The sequence below is a fragment of the Sneathiella sp. genome, from assembly GCF_036844445.1.
In the GTDB taxonomy this organism is placed as follows: domain Bacteria; phylum Pseudomonadota; class Alphaproteobacteria; order Sneathiellales; family Sneathiellaceae; genus Sneathiella.
The window spans coordinates 116367-131481 of the sequence record NZ_DAIUFV010000002.1 but is presented as its reverse complement, the minus strand read 5'-3'; the positions used below and the strand labels follow the sequence as shown (position 1 = coordinate 131481).

The following is a 15115-nucleotide window of genomic DNA, read 5'->3' as shown; positions in this document are numbered from 1 at the left end:
GTTACGCGTCGCCGGCGGTGATCCGCCGATAGAACGCCTCACACTCGGCCGCGACACGATCAAGCGGCAGTGGATCCCCGTCCGGGTCGGCGGGATTGCCGCCGCGAATGATCGGAACGCCCCTGGGCTCGCTTTCAAGACAGAGCGATTTCTCCCCCCACGGGCGATAGACGGCGGGCTTGCCGATGCCGAAAAGAGCAACCGTCGGGATGCCGACAGCAACCGCCGTATGCATCAGGCCGGAATCATTGCCAATGAAGAGCGCGCAGCGGGAGAGCACGGCGGCTGCGTCTATGGGCGTCGTCCGGCCGACGAGATTGATAACATCCGCGCCCGGCAGCCCCTCGACCACGGGCATCGCCTGCGCCTCCTCGCCGGGGGCGCCGAAAACGGCGATGCGCGCGCCCGGCAAAATGCCGCCCGGCTTCGTCAACCGCCGCGCAAGGGCGAGATAATTCTCATGGTGCCATTGTTTCTGGTAGAAATTAGCCGTTGGCGCGAGGGCGAGGATCGGCCGGCCCGCCTTCGCCCCCGCCAGCCAGTTTTCCGTCCGTCCAAGCGCCGCCGCACTCGGGATGATGCGGGGCGGCAGCGGCCGGTCGACACCGATCAGCGCGGCGTTGGCAACGGCCTTGTGCACATCATCGCGGCCGCCGCGCCAGATATGCCGGTGGCGGGCCGGCAGATAGCCGAGGAGCGAGGCGCGAAAATCAACGATGCGGTGCCAGAAAACCGGGCCAAGGGAAAGCGCCACCTCCGGCCAGTGCAGGCTGAAGCGGCGCTTTTCAACGCCGATCACCCGCTCGACGCCCGGGATATCCTCAAACAGGCTTTTCGGGATAGTGCCGCAGACGACGGTCACGGCCGCCTCCGGCTCGGTCTCCAGCAGATAATGCAGAACGCCGGTGGTCAGCACGGCATCCCCCAGCCGGTTCGAGGCGACGAAGAGCGTCCGCTTCATGAAAAAACCTTTGAACGAAAACCTCACTATCGGCTACATATACGATTATTCCCCGGGCCTCCATCATTAATGCGTCGATCCGGCGCGCAAGGTGCGGGAATGAACCAGTAGACGCTCCGGGAGGGCGGAAATTTGACGAGGATTGCCGGGCAGCGGATGCGCATTTTGGGAAAGCCCGTTCACTTCCTGCTGCCGCTTATGCTGGCGGGTGCGGTGTTACTTGCCGTTTCCGCGCAGGCGGCCGACTTCAAATGGCTGACCATCAGCGGCAAGATCAGGTCGGAATCGGGCTCGATCTTCTATACGGCCGGCGATATGGCGGCAACGCCCGGGACCGAAATCGTCACCTCAACGCCCTGGACCACCGGAAAGACGGTCTTTCGCGGCGCGCTGCTGCGCGATATTCTGAAAGACGTCGGGGCGAGCGGCAAGCTGCTTAAAGTCTCCGCCTCGGACGGCTTTACCGTCGAGATCCCGGTCGCGGACGCCGAGAAATATGACGTGATCCTTGCCTACAAGATGAACGGCGAATGGCTGGAGCGGGGCGTTTACGCGCCGTTCTGGGTCATTTATCCCTTTGATGCGCATAAGGAACTCGCCGATCGCAAATTCTATGCCCGCGCCATCTGGCAGGTCACCGATATCGTCGTCGAGTAGCCCGCCTGGCCGCCGGCTTCAGTAAATTTACCGGCCCCGCGGCATAAAATTTCCCAAAATCGCACCCCGGGCGTTCTTTAGAAAAAAATAGTTCCATTTTCCGGGACAAATTTGACGCAGATCAATGTTGGGGCGTAGTGATCGCGGAATAATGGGTGGCTTCAAGGCGAATCCTCGTCGCATGGAAGAGGCGATCTATTGCCTTCCGGCGAGGAAAGACTGGGCGCGGGTGGAGGTATTTGATGCATAGTATGGATAGAAAGCAGGCGCTTGCCCCGGCAGCGCAAAAGGACGTGAAATGCCGGGTCAAATGGTTCAATACGACAAAAGGCTTCGGCTTCGTGGCGCCGTACGGAAGCGGGGAGGACGCTTTCGTTCATATTTCCGTGCTGATGCCGCATAACCTGCAAGGCCTGCCCGAAGGGGCGGAGGTTATCTGCGATCTCGATATCGGTGAGCGCGGCCTTCAGGTAACGCGGATCGTCAATCTCGGCCCTGCGCCGGTGCTGGAGAATGACAATGCGGCCTGTCATTTCGTTCTTGGCACCGTCAAGTTTTTCAACCACCGCAAGGGCTTCGGCTTCGCAACGCCCGATGACGGCGGCGCCGATGTGTTCGTGCATATGAAGGCGCTCGAAAAATCCGGGCTCGGCGCGCTCCGCGAGGGGCAGCGCGTGCGGTTGAAAGTCCTTGATAATGAAAAGGGGCCAACCGCCGAGGGGCTGGAGCTCCTGCCCGAGACGAGCTGACCGCTCCCTGCCGCTTCTTCCCTAAAAACGTTTGCCATTCCCGGCGATAGCGGGCACTCTTGCCCTGCTTTCGGGTGGACCCTGAGAAAATAAAGAAGAAGATGCGTCAGGAGACGGAATAATGACAAATATCCTTTCTGGAATTCGGGTACTAGATTTCGGCCGCTATATCGCCGGACCTTACGCGGCGACGATTTTGGCGAATTTCGGCGCCGAAGTGATCCGGATCGAAAAGCTGAACGGCAGCGAGGACCGCTTCATCACGCCGCTCACCGAAGACCAGTCGGGCGACGGCGGCATCTTCATGCAGATGTCCCAGAACAAGAAGGGCATCACCCTCAACCCGATGAAGCCGGAAGGGCGCGAGGTCGTGGAACGGCTGGTGAAAACCGCCGATATCGTGGTCGCCAACCTGCCGGTCGAGACGCTGCAGGCGATGGGGCTCGACTATGACAGCCTGAAAGCGATGAAGCAGGATGTCATTCTGGTGCACGGTTCCGCCTTCGGTGATGTCGGACCCTACAAGAACCGCGTCGGCTTCGACGGGCTCGGGCAGGCGATGTCGGGGGCGATGTATCTGTCGGGCGACGAGAACGGCCCGCGAAAGCTGTTCGGCCCGTGGGTCGATTATTCAACGGCGCTGCTGAGTGCGCTCGGCGCCATGGCGGCGCTCCGTCACCGCGACCAGACGGGCGAGGGGCAGCTTGTCACCACCTCGCTCTTCGGCTCCTCGCTGCTGATTTCGGCGGTCGCGCTGATCGAGCAGGCGATGCTCGGCATCAACCGCGTCGGCACCGGCAACCGCGGCCAGAACGCGGGGCCGAGCGATACCTTCCAGACCAAGGACGGCTGGGTGCTGGTGCAGGCGCTGGGCGGGCCGCTGTTCGAACGCTGGGCGGAACTGATGGGCGAGGACCACTGGCTCAGCGATCCGCGCTTCGCGACCGATCAGCTGCGCGGCGACAACAACCACCTTCTCTCGGAGCGGATGGCGAAATGGTGCATCGAGCGGACCACCGAGGAGGCGCTTGCCGAAATGGAGGCCATCCGCCTGCCGTGCGGCCCCGTGCTTTCGCCGCAGCAGGTGCTGGAGGATCCGCATTTCGCGGCGATGGAGATGCTGACGATGACGCGCTATCCGGGGTTTGACAAGGAGGTGCCCGTTGTCGAGATGCCGATCAAGATGTCAAAAACCGATACCCGCATGAAGCGCCGCGCCCCGACGCTTGGCGAGCATACCGACGAGGTGATGCAGAGCCTCGGCTACAGCGCCGCGGAGATCGAGGAACTCAGGAAAAAGCGGGTTGTCTGAGCGCGGCCGGGGCGCGGGTCTCCACGGCCCCGCCCGGCAGCCAGTGATCGAGGAAATTATCGAGCCAGGCGCGCAGGCCGTCGTCATAGCGGCGGCGGCCTTCAAGCTGCTCGGCGCGTGACTGGGCGCCGGGATCCGATAGCATATGCGCCGCCTTCTGGGTCCAGCGGCGGTTCATCGCCTCCGTCACTTCGGGGTGGAACTGGATGCCATAGGCATTTTTGCCGACGCGAAAGGCCTGGTTCTCGAAATAATCGCCGGTCGCGAGCAGCGTCGAGCCGGTCGGCAGGTCAAACCCCTCGCGGTGCCACTGATAGACCATCATCGGGGCGGCGAAGAGCGGGCAGTCCTCCTGCGCCGGGGTGATTTTATAATAGCCGATCTCGCGCAATCCTTCGGGATGCTCACACACCCGGGTGCCCAGCGCGCGCGCCATCAGTTGCGCGCCGAGACAGATGCCGAGATAGGGCGTCCCCGCGTCCAGCAGCCGCTCAATCAGTTTCAATTCCGCGCGGAGGAACGGGTGATCGTCATTGACGCTCATCGGGCCGCCGAAAATCACCGCCGCGGCATGTTCGTCCATCACCTCGGGCAGCGGATCGCCAATGGCGGGAACCCGCATGTCGAGATCAAACCCGCGGGTGCGGATCGCTTCGCCGACGCGCCCCGGGTCCGAGGTGGGCTGATGCATGACGAGAAGAACTTTTTGTGGCATTTTCCGATTTTGACGTAGCTGATTACCCGACTGGCCCGCTCCTGCGCACAGTTTAGCTTTCCTTGTGCGGGTGACAAGACCATATCCGGATAATAGACGAGAAATATTGGCAAATTGTTACAATGGACAGATAAGCATATGCGATGGCTCAATCAAGCTTTCCCGGGTGGCCTCCTGCTCCTGCTGCTGGCGCTGCTGCCCGTTTCTCCCGCTGCCGCCACCGATACCGACGAGATCGGCGCCCGCATCACCATCCGCGCCGAGGATCTGCCGGCGCCATACGCGACGCCGGTTGAGGCGCTCAGCCCCCGCCGTGTCAGCACGAATAAGGAGGGCGAGCTCACCCTGCCGCCCGGCTTTCGCGTGCAGGCCTTTCGCAAAGACCTGACCCATGCCCGCTGGCTCCATGCCCTTCCCAATGGCGATGTGTTGCTCGCCGAGCCGAGGGGGAGCAAGATCACGCTGCTGCGCGATGCGGACGGCGACGGGGAGGCGGAGACCGAGCGGGCGCTGGTGACCGGCCTTGATACGCCGCACGGCATGGCGATCATCGGCGAGTGGCTCTATATCGGCGAGCGGATGCAGCTCAGTCGCGTGCCCTTCGGCGTCGGCGATCTTGAGGTGACGGGCGAGGTCGAGGAGGTGACGGAAATCGGCTCGTTTGGCGACGGAGCAGGGCATTCAACGCGCATCCTGCTGCATGATCCGGCGGAAAACGTGCTCTATATCGCCATCGGCAGCCGGTCCAACATCGGCGTCGAGGCGCTGCCGCGGGCGACCATCCAGAAATATTACCTGGGTGAAAACCGCATGGAGACCTTCGCCTCCGGCCTTCGCAACCCCGTCGGGATGGACTTCAACCCCGAGACCGGCGCGCTCTACACGGTGGTGAATGAGCGCGATGGCTATGGCGACGGGCTGGTGCCCGACTATCTCACCGAAGTGAAGGAAGGCGGCTTCTACGGCTGGCCTTACGCCTATTCGGGGCAGATACCGGACCCCGACTATGGCGCGGAGGCGCCCGAGATGGTGGCGAAATCAATCCTGCCCGATGTCCTCTTCCAGTCGCATTCGGCCTCGCTCGGCCTTGCCTTCTATACGGGCACGCAGTTCCCGGAAGAATATCGGGGCGATGCCTTCGTCTCTTTCCAGGGATCGTGGAACGCGTCGGTGCCGACCGGCTACAAGATCGTCCGGGTGCCATTTGAAAACGGCCGCCCGCTTGACTATTATGAGAATTTCGCGACGGGTTTCCGCATTGAAACGGGGCAGCCGGGCGCCGCGCATGTCTGGGGCCGCCCGATCGGGCTTGCGGTCGCCGCCGATGGCAGCCTGCTGATCGCCGATGCCGTCAGCCAGACGGTCTGGCGCATCTCCTACGGCGAGTAGGAGCGGGGCCAGCCTGCATCGCCTATAGACTCTGCGGCGGAGCAAGGATATATCAGAGGGGCTTTACGCCCGGCTTTTGCTGTCGCGTACAGAAACGCAGCATTAACCGATATCAGACGCAACAAGAGATCGTGGCATGAGTTGGACCGAAGAACGGATTGAAAAGCTCAAGAAACTGTGGGGATCGGGGAAGACGGCCGCCGAAATTGCCGACGAGCTTGGCGATGTCACCCGCAATGCGGTGATCGGCAAGGCCAACCGGCTCGGCCTGTCGACGAAATCGGCGCCGGCCGCCGCCAAGCCGCGGAAAAAAGTCATCCCCGCGCACCGCGCCTGCCAGTGGCCGATCGGCCACCCGGGGGAGGAGAACTTCCACTTCTGCGGCGATGAGGCGGTGCCGAACAAGCCCTATTGCCTGAAGCACTGCAATATGGCCTATCAGAACAAGGACGGCAGCTAGGCCGCTCCGCCTTCAAAAATCTCGAATTTCAGCGGCAGCTTGTCGCCGAGCCAGAGCGCATTGTCGCGATGATCTTTGAGGTCATCGCCCGTCTCGGGATGGATGAGAATATCGAGCCCCTGGCGGTTGAGCATCAGCCAGGGCACAATCTCCGCGAAAGTCGCCGCCTCAAAGACCACCTGATACATTGACGAGGGATGCGGCCCGACGGGCTGGTCATGCCAGCGCCCGAGCCGGACAGGAAAGCGCGCGCCCAGCTGCTCGCGCACGGCGGCGGCCGCGCCCTTCGTCTCGGGGCGGTAGTATATGTGGGCGTGATAGCCCCTGATCGTGTCTTTTGCCTCTACCGGCATCTCACTCATCCCTCAAAATTAACTGGCGATAATCGGGTGATGTCAGTAAAGATAGGCCCATAACAGCGCTTTGTCACCGCCTGTGACAGGGGCAACAAAAACATAAATAACAAGAGGTAGCACGTGTCCTATCAGCATATACTCTACGAGGTTTCCGACCGGATCCTGACCATCACCCTGAACCGCCCCGACAAGCTCAACGCCTTTACGTCCATCATGCGCGAAGAGCTGATCGATGCCTATGACAAGGCCGACGCCGATGACAATGTGCGCGCCATCATCGTGACGGGCGCAGGGCGCGCCTTCTGCGCCGGGGCCGACCTCAGCGGCGGCGCCAAGACCTTCAACTATGTCGCCAAGGGCGAGCAGGAAGTCGGCGCGCTGCACCGCGACGGCGGCGGACAGGTGACGCTGCGCATGTATCAGTCGAAGAAGCCGATCATTGGCGCGATCAACGGCCCGGCCGTCGGTATCGGCGCGACGATGACGCTGCCGATGGATATCCGCCTTGCCTCCGACAAGGCGCGGATCGGTTTTGTCTTTTCGCGCCGCGGGATCGTCATGGAAGCCTGCAGCAGCTGGTTCCTGCCGCGCCTCGTCGGCATCTCGCAGGCCGCCGAATGGGTCTATTCGGGCCGCATCTTCGGCGCCGACGAAGCAAAGTCCGGCGGTCTGGTGAAGGAAGTCTATGCAGCCGACGAGCTGCTTCCGGCGGCGCGCGCGCTCGCGCAGGAGCTGATCGCGGAATCGGCGCCCGTCTCCGTCGCGCTCTGCCGCCAGATGATGTGGCGGATGCTCGGCGAGGATCACCCGATGAAGGCGCACCGCGTCGACAGCCGCGGTATCGCCACGATGGGGCAGACGCGCGACGTTGCCGAAGGCGTCTCGTCCTTCCTCGAGAAGCGCCCGGCGAACTTCACCATGAGCCCGGCGACGGAAATGCCGGATTTCTACCCGTGGTGGGAAGAGCCGGAATTCAAGTAATCCGGCTACAGAAAATGCACGTATCACGTGTTTTTCTGATTGAATAAATACAACTGATGATTATCTCCGGTTTCTGATTTAACTCTCGGAAACCGGAGGTAATGCATGAAGATTACAACTCTCTTTGTCACAGGCGGTGTGGTTGTCGCGGCCGCAATCGCCGCTATTGCCGCCTTCCGCGCGGCGGAATCCCATATCAACTCGGCGGGGGCGAGCGCGATCGTCACCGTCGGCAGCGCGGCGACCGGCGAAAAAGTCACGCTGGACGGCCTCGAGGTCAGCCTTCTCTCCGGGCGGGGGACGCTCACGAATTTGCGGGTTCCCAATTCCGCTGCGGGCAAGGCGCCTTACAGCTTCGTGCTCGACAGCGTCTCGCTCTCCATCGTGCCGTGGAGCCTCCTCGGCGGGCCGCTGCATATCAAATCGATCGAGATCAGGGGTCCGGCCATCGATCTTGAGACCAATGCGTCGGGCTCCAACCTCACGCTTATCCTTGCCGCGGCGGCGGCCTATGCGCTCGCGAGCAGCGCCGATGAGGGGGAAAAGCTCCGCATTGACGATCTGACAATCACCGGCGGGCGTCTCAGCGCGACGCTCTATCCCTTTTCCACGAAAGTCTCGACCACGGTTCCGGATATCGTGATGCGCGATATGGGGGCGGGCGGCGAGGGCATGAGCCAGGCGGATTTCGTCGCCGCGCTGCTGAACGAGACGGTCAATCAGGCGACCAAGGCCGCTCTCTCCTTCTGAGGCGGCGGCGCGGGGAATATTTGCGCGCCGCGGCGTTCCTCGAGAGTTGCCTTTTTTTCGCGGGCAGCCTAAATGTAAGGGGGTTGAATCAAGCAGGTATATACATGGCATCCGTTCTCATTCTGATCAGCACTCTGATTGAAATTTTTATCTGGCTGTTGATTGCCAATGCGATCCTGAGCTGGCTCGTCGCCTTCAATGTGGTGAATACGAGCAACCAGTTCGTCAACACGGTGGGAACCTTCCTCTACCGGGTGACGGAACCGCCGCTTCGGCCGATCCGCAAGGTGATCCCGACCATGGGCGGGCTTGATATCTCGCCGGTCGTGCTGATCCTCGTGCTGATTTTCCTGCGCAACCTGATGTTTGAATACGCCCCGCGCATGATGTGAGGTTGCCTCTCCGACAAAGCGCGGCGGGCGCCCTGCTTGATGTCCGCCTTTCGCCCGGCGCGGCGGCGAACCGGATCGACGGGATTTTTATCGATGGCGAGGGCCGGCCGCGGCTGAAAATCAGGGTCACGACAGTCCCCGAAAAGGGCAAGGCGAATGCGGCGCTGCTGAAGCTGCTCGCCAAGTCGCTGAAATGCGGCAAGGGGCGCTTTGAGGTAGTCGCAGGTCAGCTCGATCGCAACAAGAGCATCCTGCTGCAGGGCGATGCGGCGGAGACGGAATTGGAACTAACGCGCTGGCTTCGCGCGATCATGAAAGAGAAGCCGGAAGAGGGGACCGGATGAGCGCAACAATCATTGATGGCAAGATATTTTCGGCGCGTGTCCGCGAGAATGCGGGACGGCAGGTCGCGGCGCTGAAGGCGCGGCACGGGCTGACGCCGGGGCTCGCGGTGGTGCTGGTGGGCGAGGATCCGGCAAGCCAGGTCTATGTCCGCAACAAGGGCAAGGCGACGACGGAAGCGGGCATGAAGTCCGAGGAAATCCGCCTGAGCGCCGAGGCGAGCGAGGAGGAAGTACTTGCCGTCGTGCGCCGGCTCAATGCCGATCCCTCCATCCACGGCATTCTGGTGCAGCTCCCCCTGCCGCCGCAGGTCAATGAGATGGCGGTGCTGGATGCCATCGACCCCGCCAAGGATGTCGACGGCTTTCACGTCATCAACACCGGGCGTCAGGCGGTCGGGCTGCCCGCCATGGTGCCCTGCACACCGCTTGGCTGCATTATCATGCTGAAAGAGGTGCTCGGCGATCTTTCGGGCCTTAACGCCGTTGTCGTCGGCCGCTCCAACATCGTCGGCAAGCCGATGGCGAGCCTGCTGCTCTCTGAGAACTGCACCGTCACCATCGCCCATTCGCGCACCCGCGACCTGCCGGCCGTCTGCCGCGGCGCCGATATTCTCGTTGCCGCCGTTGGTCGCCCGGAAATGATCCGCGGTGACTGGATCAAGCCGGGCGCGACGGTCATCGACGTCGGCATCAACCGCATCCCGAAAGAGGATGGCAAGACGCGTCTCGTCGGTGATGTCTGCTTTGCCGAGGCGGTGGAGGTTGCCGGCGCGATTACGCCGGTGCCGGGCGGCGTCGGGCTGATGACGGTTGCCTGCCTGCTCGCCAACACCGTGACGGCGGCCTGCCGTCAGATGGGGATTGAAGTGCCGGAGGTGTAACGAAGCCCCGTGCGCTTTTCTCCCGATCTTCTCGCCCGATTTGTAAAATTTGTCGTCATCGGCGCGCTCGTCGGGATCGTCTTCAGCGTGATTTTTCTCGCCCTGCCGCTCGCCGGGCTGCTGTTTCTTGTCGCCGCGCTCGATTTGGGGATATCGCTTCCCTGGGTGCCGACCGCGCCGACAATCCTCGCCTTCGGGGCGATTGCCGGCGCGCTGTTCTCCGCGTTCCTTTTCATCAAGGACCGCTATGTGCCCTACGTCGAGGACGTCCCCGATTTCGAGAAGGACCGCTTCGACGATTTCTTCGATGACGATGATGACGATGGCCCGCCGCCGGGCTATCGTCTTCATTGAGCGCGATCAGTTCTTCTGGCGGTGCAGGAGACGCAGGCGCAGCGCGTTCAGCTTGATGAAGCCTTCGGCGTCGCGCTGGTCATAGACGGTGTCTTCCTCAAAGGTGACATGCTCCATCGAATAGAGCGAATAGGGGCTCTTGCGCCCGACGACGCTGACGCGGCCCTTGTAGAGCTTGAGGCGGACCGTGCCGGTCACCTTCTCCTGGCTCTTGTCGATGAGGGCCTGCAGCATCTCGCGCTCCGGCGAGAACCAGAGGCCGTTATAGATCAGCTCCGCATAGCGCGGCATCAGATCGTCCTTGAGATGCATGGCGCCGCGATCGAGGGTGATCTGCTCGATGCCGCGATGTGCCTCCAGCATGATCGTGCCGCCCGGCGTCTCGTAAATGCCGCGCGACTTCATGCCGACGAAGCGGCCTTCGACGAGGTCGAGCCGGCCAATGCCATTCTCGCCCGCAACCTTGTTGAGCGCGGTCAGCAGCTCCGCCGGGCTCATCCGCTTGCCGTTGATGGCGACGGGATCGCCCCGCTCATAGTCGATCTCGATATAGGTCGGCTTGTCGGGCGCATCCTCCGGCGCGACGGTGCGCGAATAGACATATTCGCCCGCTTCCTGCCACGGATCTTCGAGCGCCTTGCCCTCGGCCGAGATATGCAGAAGGTTCGCATCGACCGAGAAGGGAGCTTCGCCGCGCTTGTCTTTCGGGATCGGGATCTGGTTCTTCTCGGCAAACTCGATCAGCTTGGTGCGCGAGTTGAGATCCCATTCGCGCCACGGCGCAATCACCTTGATATCGGGGTTGAGCGCATAGTAGCCCAGCTCGAAGCGGACCTGGTCATTGCCCTTGCCGGTCGCGCCATGCGCCACCGCATCGGCGCCAACCTCGCGAGCAATCTCGATCTGGCGCTTGGCGATTAGCGGCCGGGCGATGGAGGTGCCGAGCAGATACTGTCCCTCATAGACCGCATTGGCGCGGAACATCGGAAAGACGAAGTCGCGGACGAATTCCTCGCGCAGATCCTCGATATAGATTTCTTTGATGCCCAGCATCTCGGCCTTGGCGCGGGCCGGCTCCAGCTCCTCCCCCTGCCCGAGATCGGCCGTGAAGGTCACAACCTCGCAATTATAGGTGGTCTGCAGCCACTTCAGGATAACGGAGGTATCAAGTCCGCCGGAATAGGCGAGCACGACTTTTTTGATTTGTTGGGACATGACAGGCAACCTCGATGAAGGAATCTGTAGTTCGGGTGAATTTGCAGCGCAAACTAGGCGAAATGCGGCCGCTTCGCAAGCGCCCTTTTCGGCGCGCTCAGGCCCGGTAGGGATAATGAATGACCGACAGCGTGACGGCTTTTTCGGATGTCCGGTTGCGATAGCCATGCGGCCGGTCGCCGCGAAAGCGGATGGTCTGGCCGGCTTTGAGCGCGTGCCATTTCCCCTCTGTCAGGATTTCCATGCGGCCCTCGATAATCGTTACATGTTCGATGACGCCCGCCTCATGCGGCTCGGAAAGCCGCTCATAGCCCGGCAGGAAGGTCAACTCCATCAGGTCAAAACCGAAGCGCGCCTCGAAGGGGAAAAGGGGCGCGACCGCCATGCCACTATCGCCGGGCGTCGAGCGGATCACGTCGGCATCGCGGATGAGGGTTTCGGCCGCAAGCTCCGGCAGCGGCTCCATCAGCGCGGAGACAGAGACATGAAAACCGGTTGCCAGCTTCCAGAGGACGGCGGTGGTGGGGCTTGATTCCCCGCGCTCGATCTGGCCGAGCATGGCCTTGCTGACGCCGGTTGCCGCGGCGGCGGCATCAAGGCTCCAGCCGCGCTCCTTGCGCAAGCCTTTCAGGGTCTCGACCAAATGATCCTTGCGGTCCTGCATTTTCACTCCGTTTTCGCTTGTGCGCTATAACGTACATCTGCTAGGCTGCGCCACCCATGTGCGTTATAACGTATATCTTGGCGGAAGGAGCAAGGCAATGCGACGTTTTTTCTCACCCAGCTATATTTCGGCCGGCTTCGTCGCGGTGCTCGTCGGCTACGCGGGCGCGGGCGCGATCATCTTTCAGGCGGCGAATGCGGCGGGCGCGAGCCCGGCGGAGATCAGCTCCTGGCTCTGGGCGCTCGGCCTTGGCATGGGGGTCAGCAGCTTCCTGCTCACGCTCCGCTATAAGCAGCCCATCCTGATCGCCTGGTCGACGCCCGGCGCGGCGCTGCTTGTGACCAGCCTGCCGGGCGTGCCGATGGGCGAGGCGATCGGCGCCTTTCTCTTCTGCTCGGCGCTTCTCACGCTCGCGGGCGTCACGGGGCTGTTTCAGAAGATCATGGATTTCGTGCCGCAGTCGCTGGCGGCGGCGCTGCTCGCGGCGGTGCTGCTCCGCTTCGGGCTCGATGCCTTCGCGGCGATGGAGGACAATGTGCTGCTGGTTGGCGTGATGGTCGCCGTCTATCTCGCGGCGAAGCTCTATTCTCCGCGCTATGTCATCCCGCTCACCTTCCTCGCCGGCATTGTGGTCGCGTTTCTCATGGGCGAGATGGGGAGCATCCCGGCGGATTTCGCCCTGACGATGCCCGTTTTCACCATGCCGAGCTTTTCGCTGCCCACGCTGATTGGTGTTGGCATTCCGCTTTTTATCGTCACCATGGCGTCGCAGAATGTGCCGGGGATCGCGGCGCTGCGCACCCACGGCTATGACGTGCCGGCCTCCCCGCTGATCGGCTGGTCGGGCGTCACCGGGCTGATCCTCGCGCCTTTTGGCGGCTTCGCCTTCAATTTGGCGGCCATCACCGCCGCGCTTTGCATGAGCCCGGAGGTGCATCCCGACCCGAAGAAGCGGCATTTTGCCGTCTACTGGGCGGCGCTTTTCTACTGCCTTGCCGGCCTCTTCGGGGCGACGCTGACGGCGCTTTTCATCGCCTTTCCAACCTCGCTCATCCTCGCCATTGCGGGGCTCGCGCTGCTCTCCACCATTGCGAACAGCCTTGAGACGGCACTTCGGAGCGAGGCCGAGCGTGATGCCGCTATTTTCACCTTTATCGTCACCGCCTCCGGCGTGACGCTGCTCTCCATCGGCGCGCCTTTCTGGGGGCTGGTGATCGGCATGATCGTCTATCTGCTGCGCCGGCGGCCCGCGCCCGCGCTCGCGAAGTGAGGGGAGGGAGCAATGCTTGAGGTTTCGCTCCGCGATGAAAACTTTACCGACTGGCCGGCGCTTCTCGATCTGATCCGTCGCGCCTTCGCCTATATGGCGCCGCGCATCGATCCGCCGTCCTCAATGCGGCTTTTGACCGAACAGTCGATCGCCGAGAAGGCGGAGGCCGAGACGCTGCTGCTCGCCCGCGACGGGGAGAAGCTGGTCGGCTGCGTCTTTCTCCGCGATATGGGGGAGGCGATGTATATGGGCAAGCTCGCCGTCGATCCCGCGGTGCAGGGATCGGGTGCGGGCCGGGCGCTTGTCAAGCGGGCGGTGGATTATTGTCGCGAGGCGGGCAAGCGGCGGATCGAGCTTGAATCGCGCATCGAGCTTACCGAGGTGCATGATTTCTTTCGCCGCCACGGCTTTCGCGAGACGGGGCGGACGACCCACGCAGGCTATACGCGCCCGACCGCCATCGTTATGACGCTCGATCTCTGAAGCGCGCGGCCTAAAGCGCGGCGCCTGCGCCTTCTGCGCCGGCGCGCCGTTCGGACGCGCGGGCCTTCGTGCTCGCCGATTTAAGCTGGCCGCAGGCCGCCATGATGTCGCGCCCGCGCGGCACGCGGATGGGCGAGGAATAGCCCGCATCATTGATGATCTTGACGAAGCGGTGCATGGCATTGTTGCTGCTGCACTGGTAATTCGTGCCGGGCCACGGGTTGAAGGGGATGAGGTTGACCTTGGCCGGAATGTCCTTCAAAAGCCGGACCAGTTCGCGCGCTTCCGCCGGGCTGTCGTTGACGCCGTCCAGCATGACATATTCGAAGGTGATGCGCCGCGCATTGTTGGCGCCCGGATATTCCCGGCAGGCCTGCAGCAGCTCCTTGATGGGGTAGCGCTTGTTGATCGGCACGAGAATATCGCGCACCTCGTCCGTTACCGCATGGAGCGAGATGGCGAGATTGACGCCCAGCTCCTCGCCGCACTGGCGGATCTTCGGCACGACTCCGGAGGTCGAGAGGGTGATCCGCCGCTTGGAGAGGGAAATGCCTTCCCCGTCCATGATGATGCGGAGCGCCTTCGACACATTGTCATAATTCAGCAGCGGCTCGCCCATGCCCATCATGACGATGTTGGAGATCATCCGCTCGCCCTTCGGGCTTGGCCATTCGTTGATGGTATCGCGCGCGACCAGCATCTGCGCGATAATCTCGCCGGCCGTCAGGTTGCGCACCAGCTTCATCGTGCCGGTATGGCAGAAGCTGCAGGTCAGGGTGCAGCCGACCTGGCTGGAGACGCAGAGCGCGCCGCGGTCTTCTTCGGGGATATGCACGGATTCGACTTCCTGCCCGTCGGGGAATTTCACCAGCCACTTGCGCGTCCCGTCGGTGGAGGTGAGAAGCGACGAAATCTCCGGCCGCGCCGCAGTGAAATGCTCGGCGAGCAGGGCGCGCATCTCCTTTGAGATGGATGTCATGTCGTCAAAGCTGCTGGCGCCGCGATAATAGAGCCAGTGAAACAGCTGCCGGGCGCGCATGCGGGCGGCCTTCGCCTCGACGCCGATCTCCGTCAGCGCCGCGGCAATATCCTCCCGATCAAGACCGATCAGGCTCTTGCGGATGGCCAGCAACTCCGGCTGACGGTCGATGGCATCGACATCGGGAATGAGTGGGGTCATGA

At 62.5% G+C, this 15115-nt stretch carries 19 protein-coding genes; 13 read left to right on the top strand and 6 right to left on the bottom strand.

What is annotated here, in order from left to right; all coding sequences use genetic code 11:
• Nucleotide 1: 1 nt before the first annotated feature.
• The gene (locus V7Z56_RS03990; RefSeq protein ID WP_334128061.1) at nt 2-961 is read right to left on the bottom strand and encodes a glycosyltransferase family 9 protein; all 960 of its coding nucleotides are present in this window, start codon (nt 959-961) and stop codon (nt 2-4) included.
• A 132-nt stretch (nt 962-1093) separates the two neighbouring features.
• On the opposite strand from V7Z56_RS03990, the gene V7Z56_RS03985 reads away from it, so the two are divergent.
• From V7Z56_RS03985 to V7Z56_RS03970, 3 genes are all read left to right on the top strand, one after another.
• Nucleotides 1094-1618, top strand: a complete 525-nt coding sequence (locus V7Z56_RS03985) for a molybdopterin-dependent oxidoreductase (protein ID WP_334128060.1) — start codon at nt 1094-1096, stop codon at nt 1616-1618.
• A 242-nt stretch (nt 1619-1860) separates the two neighbouring features.
• The gene (locus V7Z56_RS15665; protein WP_443023744.1) at nt 1861-2367 is read left to right on the top strand and encodes a cold-shock protein; all 507 of its coding nucleotides are present in this window, start codon (nt 1861-1863) and stop codon (nt 2365-2367) included.
• Between the two features lie 121 nt (nt 2368-2488).
• Nucleotides 2489-3679, top strand: a complete 1191-nt coding sequence (locus V7Z56_RS03970) for a CaiB/BaiF CoA transferase family protein (protein ID WP_334128059.1) — start codon at nt 2489-2491, stop codon at nt 3677-3679.
• On the opposite strand, the gene V7Z56_RS03965 is transcribed toward V7Z56_RS03970, so the two are convergent.
• On the bottom strand, nt 3657-4394 hold the full coding sequence (locus tag V7Z56_RS03965; protein WP_334128058.1) for a glutamine amidotransferase-related protein: 738 nt from the start codon (nt 4392-4394) through the stop codon (nt 3657-3659). The two genes, V7Z56_RS03970 and V7Z56_RS03965, sit on opposite strands and share 23 nt — an antisense overlap.
• Nucleotides 4395-4532: 138 nt before the next feature.
• Here V7Z56_RS03965 and V7Z56_RS03960 point away from each other — a divergent pair, with 138 nt between their 5' ends.
• Together V7Z56_RS03960 and V7Z56_RS03955 are read left to right on the top strand one after the other, a co-directional pair.
• A complete protein-coding gene (locus V7Z56_RS03960; RefSeq protein WP_334128057.1) occupies nt 4533-5783 on the top strand; it encodes a PQQ-dependent sugar dehydrogenase in 1251 nt (416 codons plus the stop codon).
• 136 nt (nt 5784-5919) lie between these two features.
• Entirely contained in the window at nt 5920-6243 is a 324-nt protein-coding gene (locus V7Z56_RS03955) for a GcrA family cell cycle regulator (RefSeq protein WP_334128056.1), read from the top strand.
• Here the strand turns inward: V7Z56_RS03955 and V7Z56_RS03950 are convergent.
• On the bottom strand, nt 6240-6605 hold the full coding sequence (locus V7Z56_RS03950) for a DOPA 4,5-dioxygenase family protein (protein WP_443023743.1): 366 nt from the start codon (nt 6603-6605) through the stop codon (nt 6240-6242). The two genes, V7Z56_RS03955 and V7Z56_RS03950, sit on opposite strands and share 4 nt — an antisense overlap.
• Before the next feature lie 114 nt (nt 6606-6719).
• Between V7Z56_RS03950 and V7Z56_RS03945 the strand changes: the two genes are divergently transcribed.
• The 6 genes from V7Z56_RS03945 to V7Z56_RS03920 all read left to right on the top strand — a co-directional run bounded on the left by V7Z56_RS03945 (nt 6720) and on the right by V7Z56_RS03920 (nt 10301).
• Nucleotides 6720-7580, top strand: coding sequence for a crotonase/enoyl-CoA hydratase family protein (locus V7Z56_RS03945; RefSeq protein WP_334128054.1), 861 nt, complete (start codon nt 6720-6722; stop codon nt 7578-7580).
• A gap of 105 nt (nt 7581-7685) precedes the next feature.
• Nucleotides 7686-8330, top strand: coding sequence for a hypothetical protein (locus V7Z56_RS03940; protein WP_334128053.1), 645 nt, complete (start codon nt 7686-7688; stop codon nt 8328-8330).
• 104 nt (nt 8331-8434) lie between these two features.
• On the top strand, nt 8435-8722 hold the full coding sequence (locus V7Z56_RS03935; RefSeq protein WP_334128052.1) for a YggT family protein: 288 nt from the start codon (nt 8435-8437) through the stop codon (nt 8720-8722).
• A gap of 2 nt (nt 8723-8724) precedes the next feature.
• Nucleotides 8725-9066, top strand: a complete 342-nt coding sequence (locus V7Z56_RS03930) for a DUF167 family protein (protein WP_334128051.1) — start codon at nt 8725-8727, stop codon at nt 9064-9066.
• Entirely contained in the window at nt 9063-9947 is an 885-nt protein-coding gene (gene folD, locus V7Z56_RS03925) for a bifunctional methylenetetrahydrofolate dehydrogenase/methenyltetrahydrofolate cyclohydrolase FolD (RefSeq protein WP_334128050.1), read from the top strand. Before V7Z56_RS03930 ends, folD begins: the two co-directional genes overlap by 4 nt.
• 9 nt (nt 9948-9956) lie before the next feature.
• Entirely contained in the window at nt 9957-10301 is a 345-nt protein-coding gene (locus tag V7Z56_RS03920) for a hypothetical protein (RefSeq protein ID WP_334128049.1), read from the top strand.
• Between the two features lie 6 nt (nt 10302-10307).
• On the opposite strand, the gene V7Z56_RS03915 is transcribed toward V7Z56_RS03920, so the two are convergent.
• Nucleotides 10308-11516 (bottom strand): argininosuccinate synthase, encoded by a 1209-nt coding sequence (locus V7Z56_RS03915; protein ID WP_334128048.1) that lies wholly within the window; start codon nt 11514-11516, stop codon nt 10308-10310.
• 97 nt (nt 11517-11613) lie between these two features.
• Complete coding sequence (locus tag V7Z56_RS03910; protein ID WP_334128047.1) at nt 11614-12180, bottom strand: helix-turn-helix domain-containing protein; 567 nt, start codon at nt 12178-12180, stop codon at nt 11614-11616.
• 97 nt (nt 12181-12277) lie between these two features.
• Here V7Z56_RS03910 and V7Z56_RS03905 point away from each other — a divergent pair, with 97 nt between their 5' ends.
• Entirely contained in the window at nt 12278-13450 is a 1173-nt protein-coding gene (locus tag V7Z56_RS03905; protein WP_334128046.1) for a benzoate/H(+) symporter BenE family transporter, read from the top strand.
• A 12-nt stretch (nt 13451-13462) separates the two neighbouring features.
• Complete coding sequence (locus V7Z56_RS03900; RefSeq protein WP_334128045.1) at nt 13463-13933, top strand: GNAT family N-acetyltransferase; 471 nt, start codon at nt 13463-13465, stop codon at nt 13931-13933.
• Nucleotides 13934-13943: 10 nt separating this feature from the next.
• Here V7Z56_RS03900 and rlmN read toward each other — a convergent pair whose 3' ends face one another.
• On the bottom strand, nt 13944-15113 hold the full coding sequence (gene rlmN / locus V7Z56_RS03895; RefSeq protein WP_334128044.1) for a 23S rRNA (adenine(2503)-C(2))-methyltransferase RlmN: 1170 nt from the start codon (nt 15111-15113) through the stop codon (nt 13944-13946).
• Nucleotides 15114-15115 lie beyond the last annotated feature (2 nt).

Bases quoted from the DNA above. Each gene is read 5' to 3' on its own strand.
- V7Z56_RS03935 (WP_334128052.1), top strand. From the start codon at position 8,435: ATGGCATCCGTTCTCATTCTGATCAGCACTCTGATTGAAATTTTTATC.
- V7Z56_RS03900 (WP_334128045.1), top strand. From the start codon at position 13,463: ATGCTTGAGGTTTCGCTCCGCGATGAAAACTTTACCGACTGGCCGGCG.
- V7Z56_RS03970 (WP_334128059.1), top strand. From the start codon at position 2,489: ATGACAAATATCCTTTCTGGAATTCGGGTACTAGATTTCGGCCGCTAT.
- V7Z56_RS03910 (WP_334128047.1), bottom strand. From the start codon at position 12,180: ATGCAGGACCGCAAGGATCATTTGGTCGAGACCCTGAAAGGCTTGCGC.
- rlmN (WP_334128044.1), bottom strand. From the start codon at position 15,113: ATGACCCCACTCATTCCCGATGTCGATGCCATCGACCGTCAGCCGGAG.
- V7Z56_RS03965 (WP_334128058.1), bottom strand. From the start codon at position 4,394: ATGCCACAAAAAGTTCTTCTCGTCATGCATCAGCCCACCTCGGACCCG.
- V7Z56_RS03915 (WP_334128048.1), bottom strand. From the start codon at position 11,516: ATGTCCCAACAAATCAAAAAAGTCGTGCTCGCCTATTCCGGCGGACTT.
- folD (WP_334128050.1), top strand. From the start codon at position 9,063: ATGAGCGCAACAATCATTGATGGCAAGATATTTTCGGCGCGTGTCCGC.
- V7Z56_RS03990 (WP_334128061.1), bottom strand. From the start codon at position 961: ATGAAGCGGACGCTCTTCGTCGCCTCGAACCGGCTGGGGGATGCCGTG.
- V7Z56_RS15665 (WP_443023744.1), top strand. From the start codon at position 1,861: ATGCATAGTATGGATAGAAAGCAGGCGCTTGCCCCGGCAGCGCAAAAG.
- V7Z56_RS03950 (WP_443023743.1), bottom strand. From the start codon at position 6,605: ATGAGTGAGATGCCGGTAGAGGCAAAAGACACGATCAGGGGCTATCAC.
- V7Z56_RS03905 (WP_334128046.1), top strand. From the start codon at position 12,278: ATGCGACGTTTTTTCTCACCCAGCTATATTTCGGCCGGCTTCGTCGCG.
- V7Z56_RS03955 (WP_334128056.1), top strand. From the start codon at position 5,920: ATGAGTTGGACCGAAGAACGGATTGAAAAGCTCAAGAAACTGTGGGGA.
- V7Z56_RS03960 (WP_334128057.1), top strand. From the start codon at position 4,533: ATGCGATGGCTCAATCAAGCTTTCCCGGGTGGCCTCCTGCTCCTGCTG.
- V7Z56_RS03940 (WP_334128053.1), top strand. From the start codon at position 7,686: ATGAAGATTACAACTCTCTTTGTCACAGGCGGTGTGGTTGTCGCGGCC.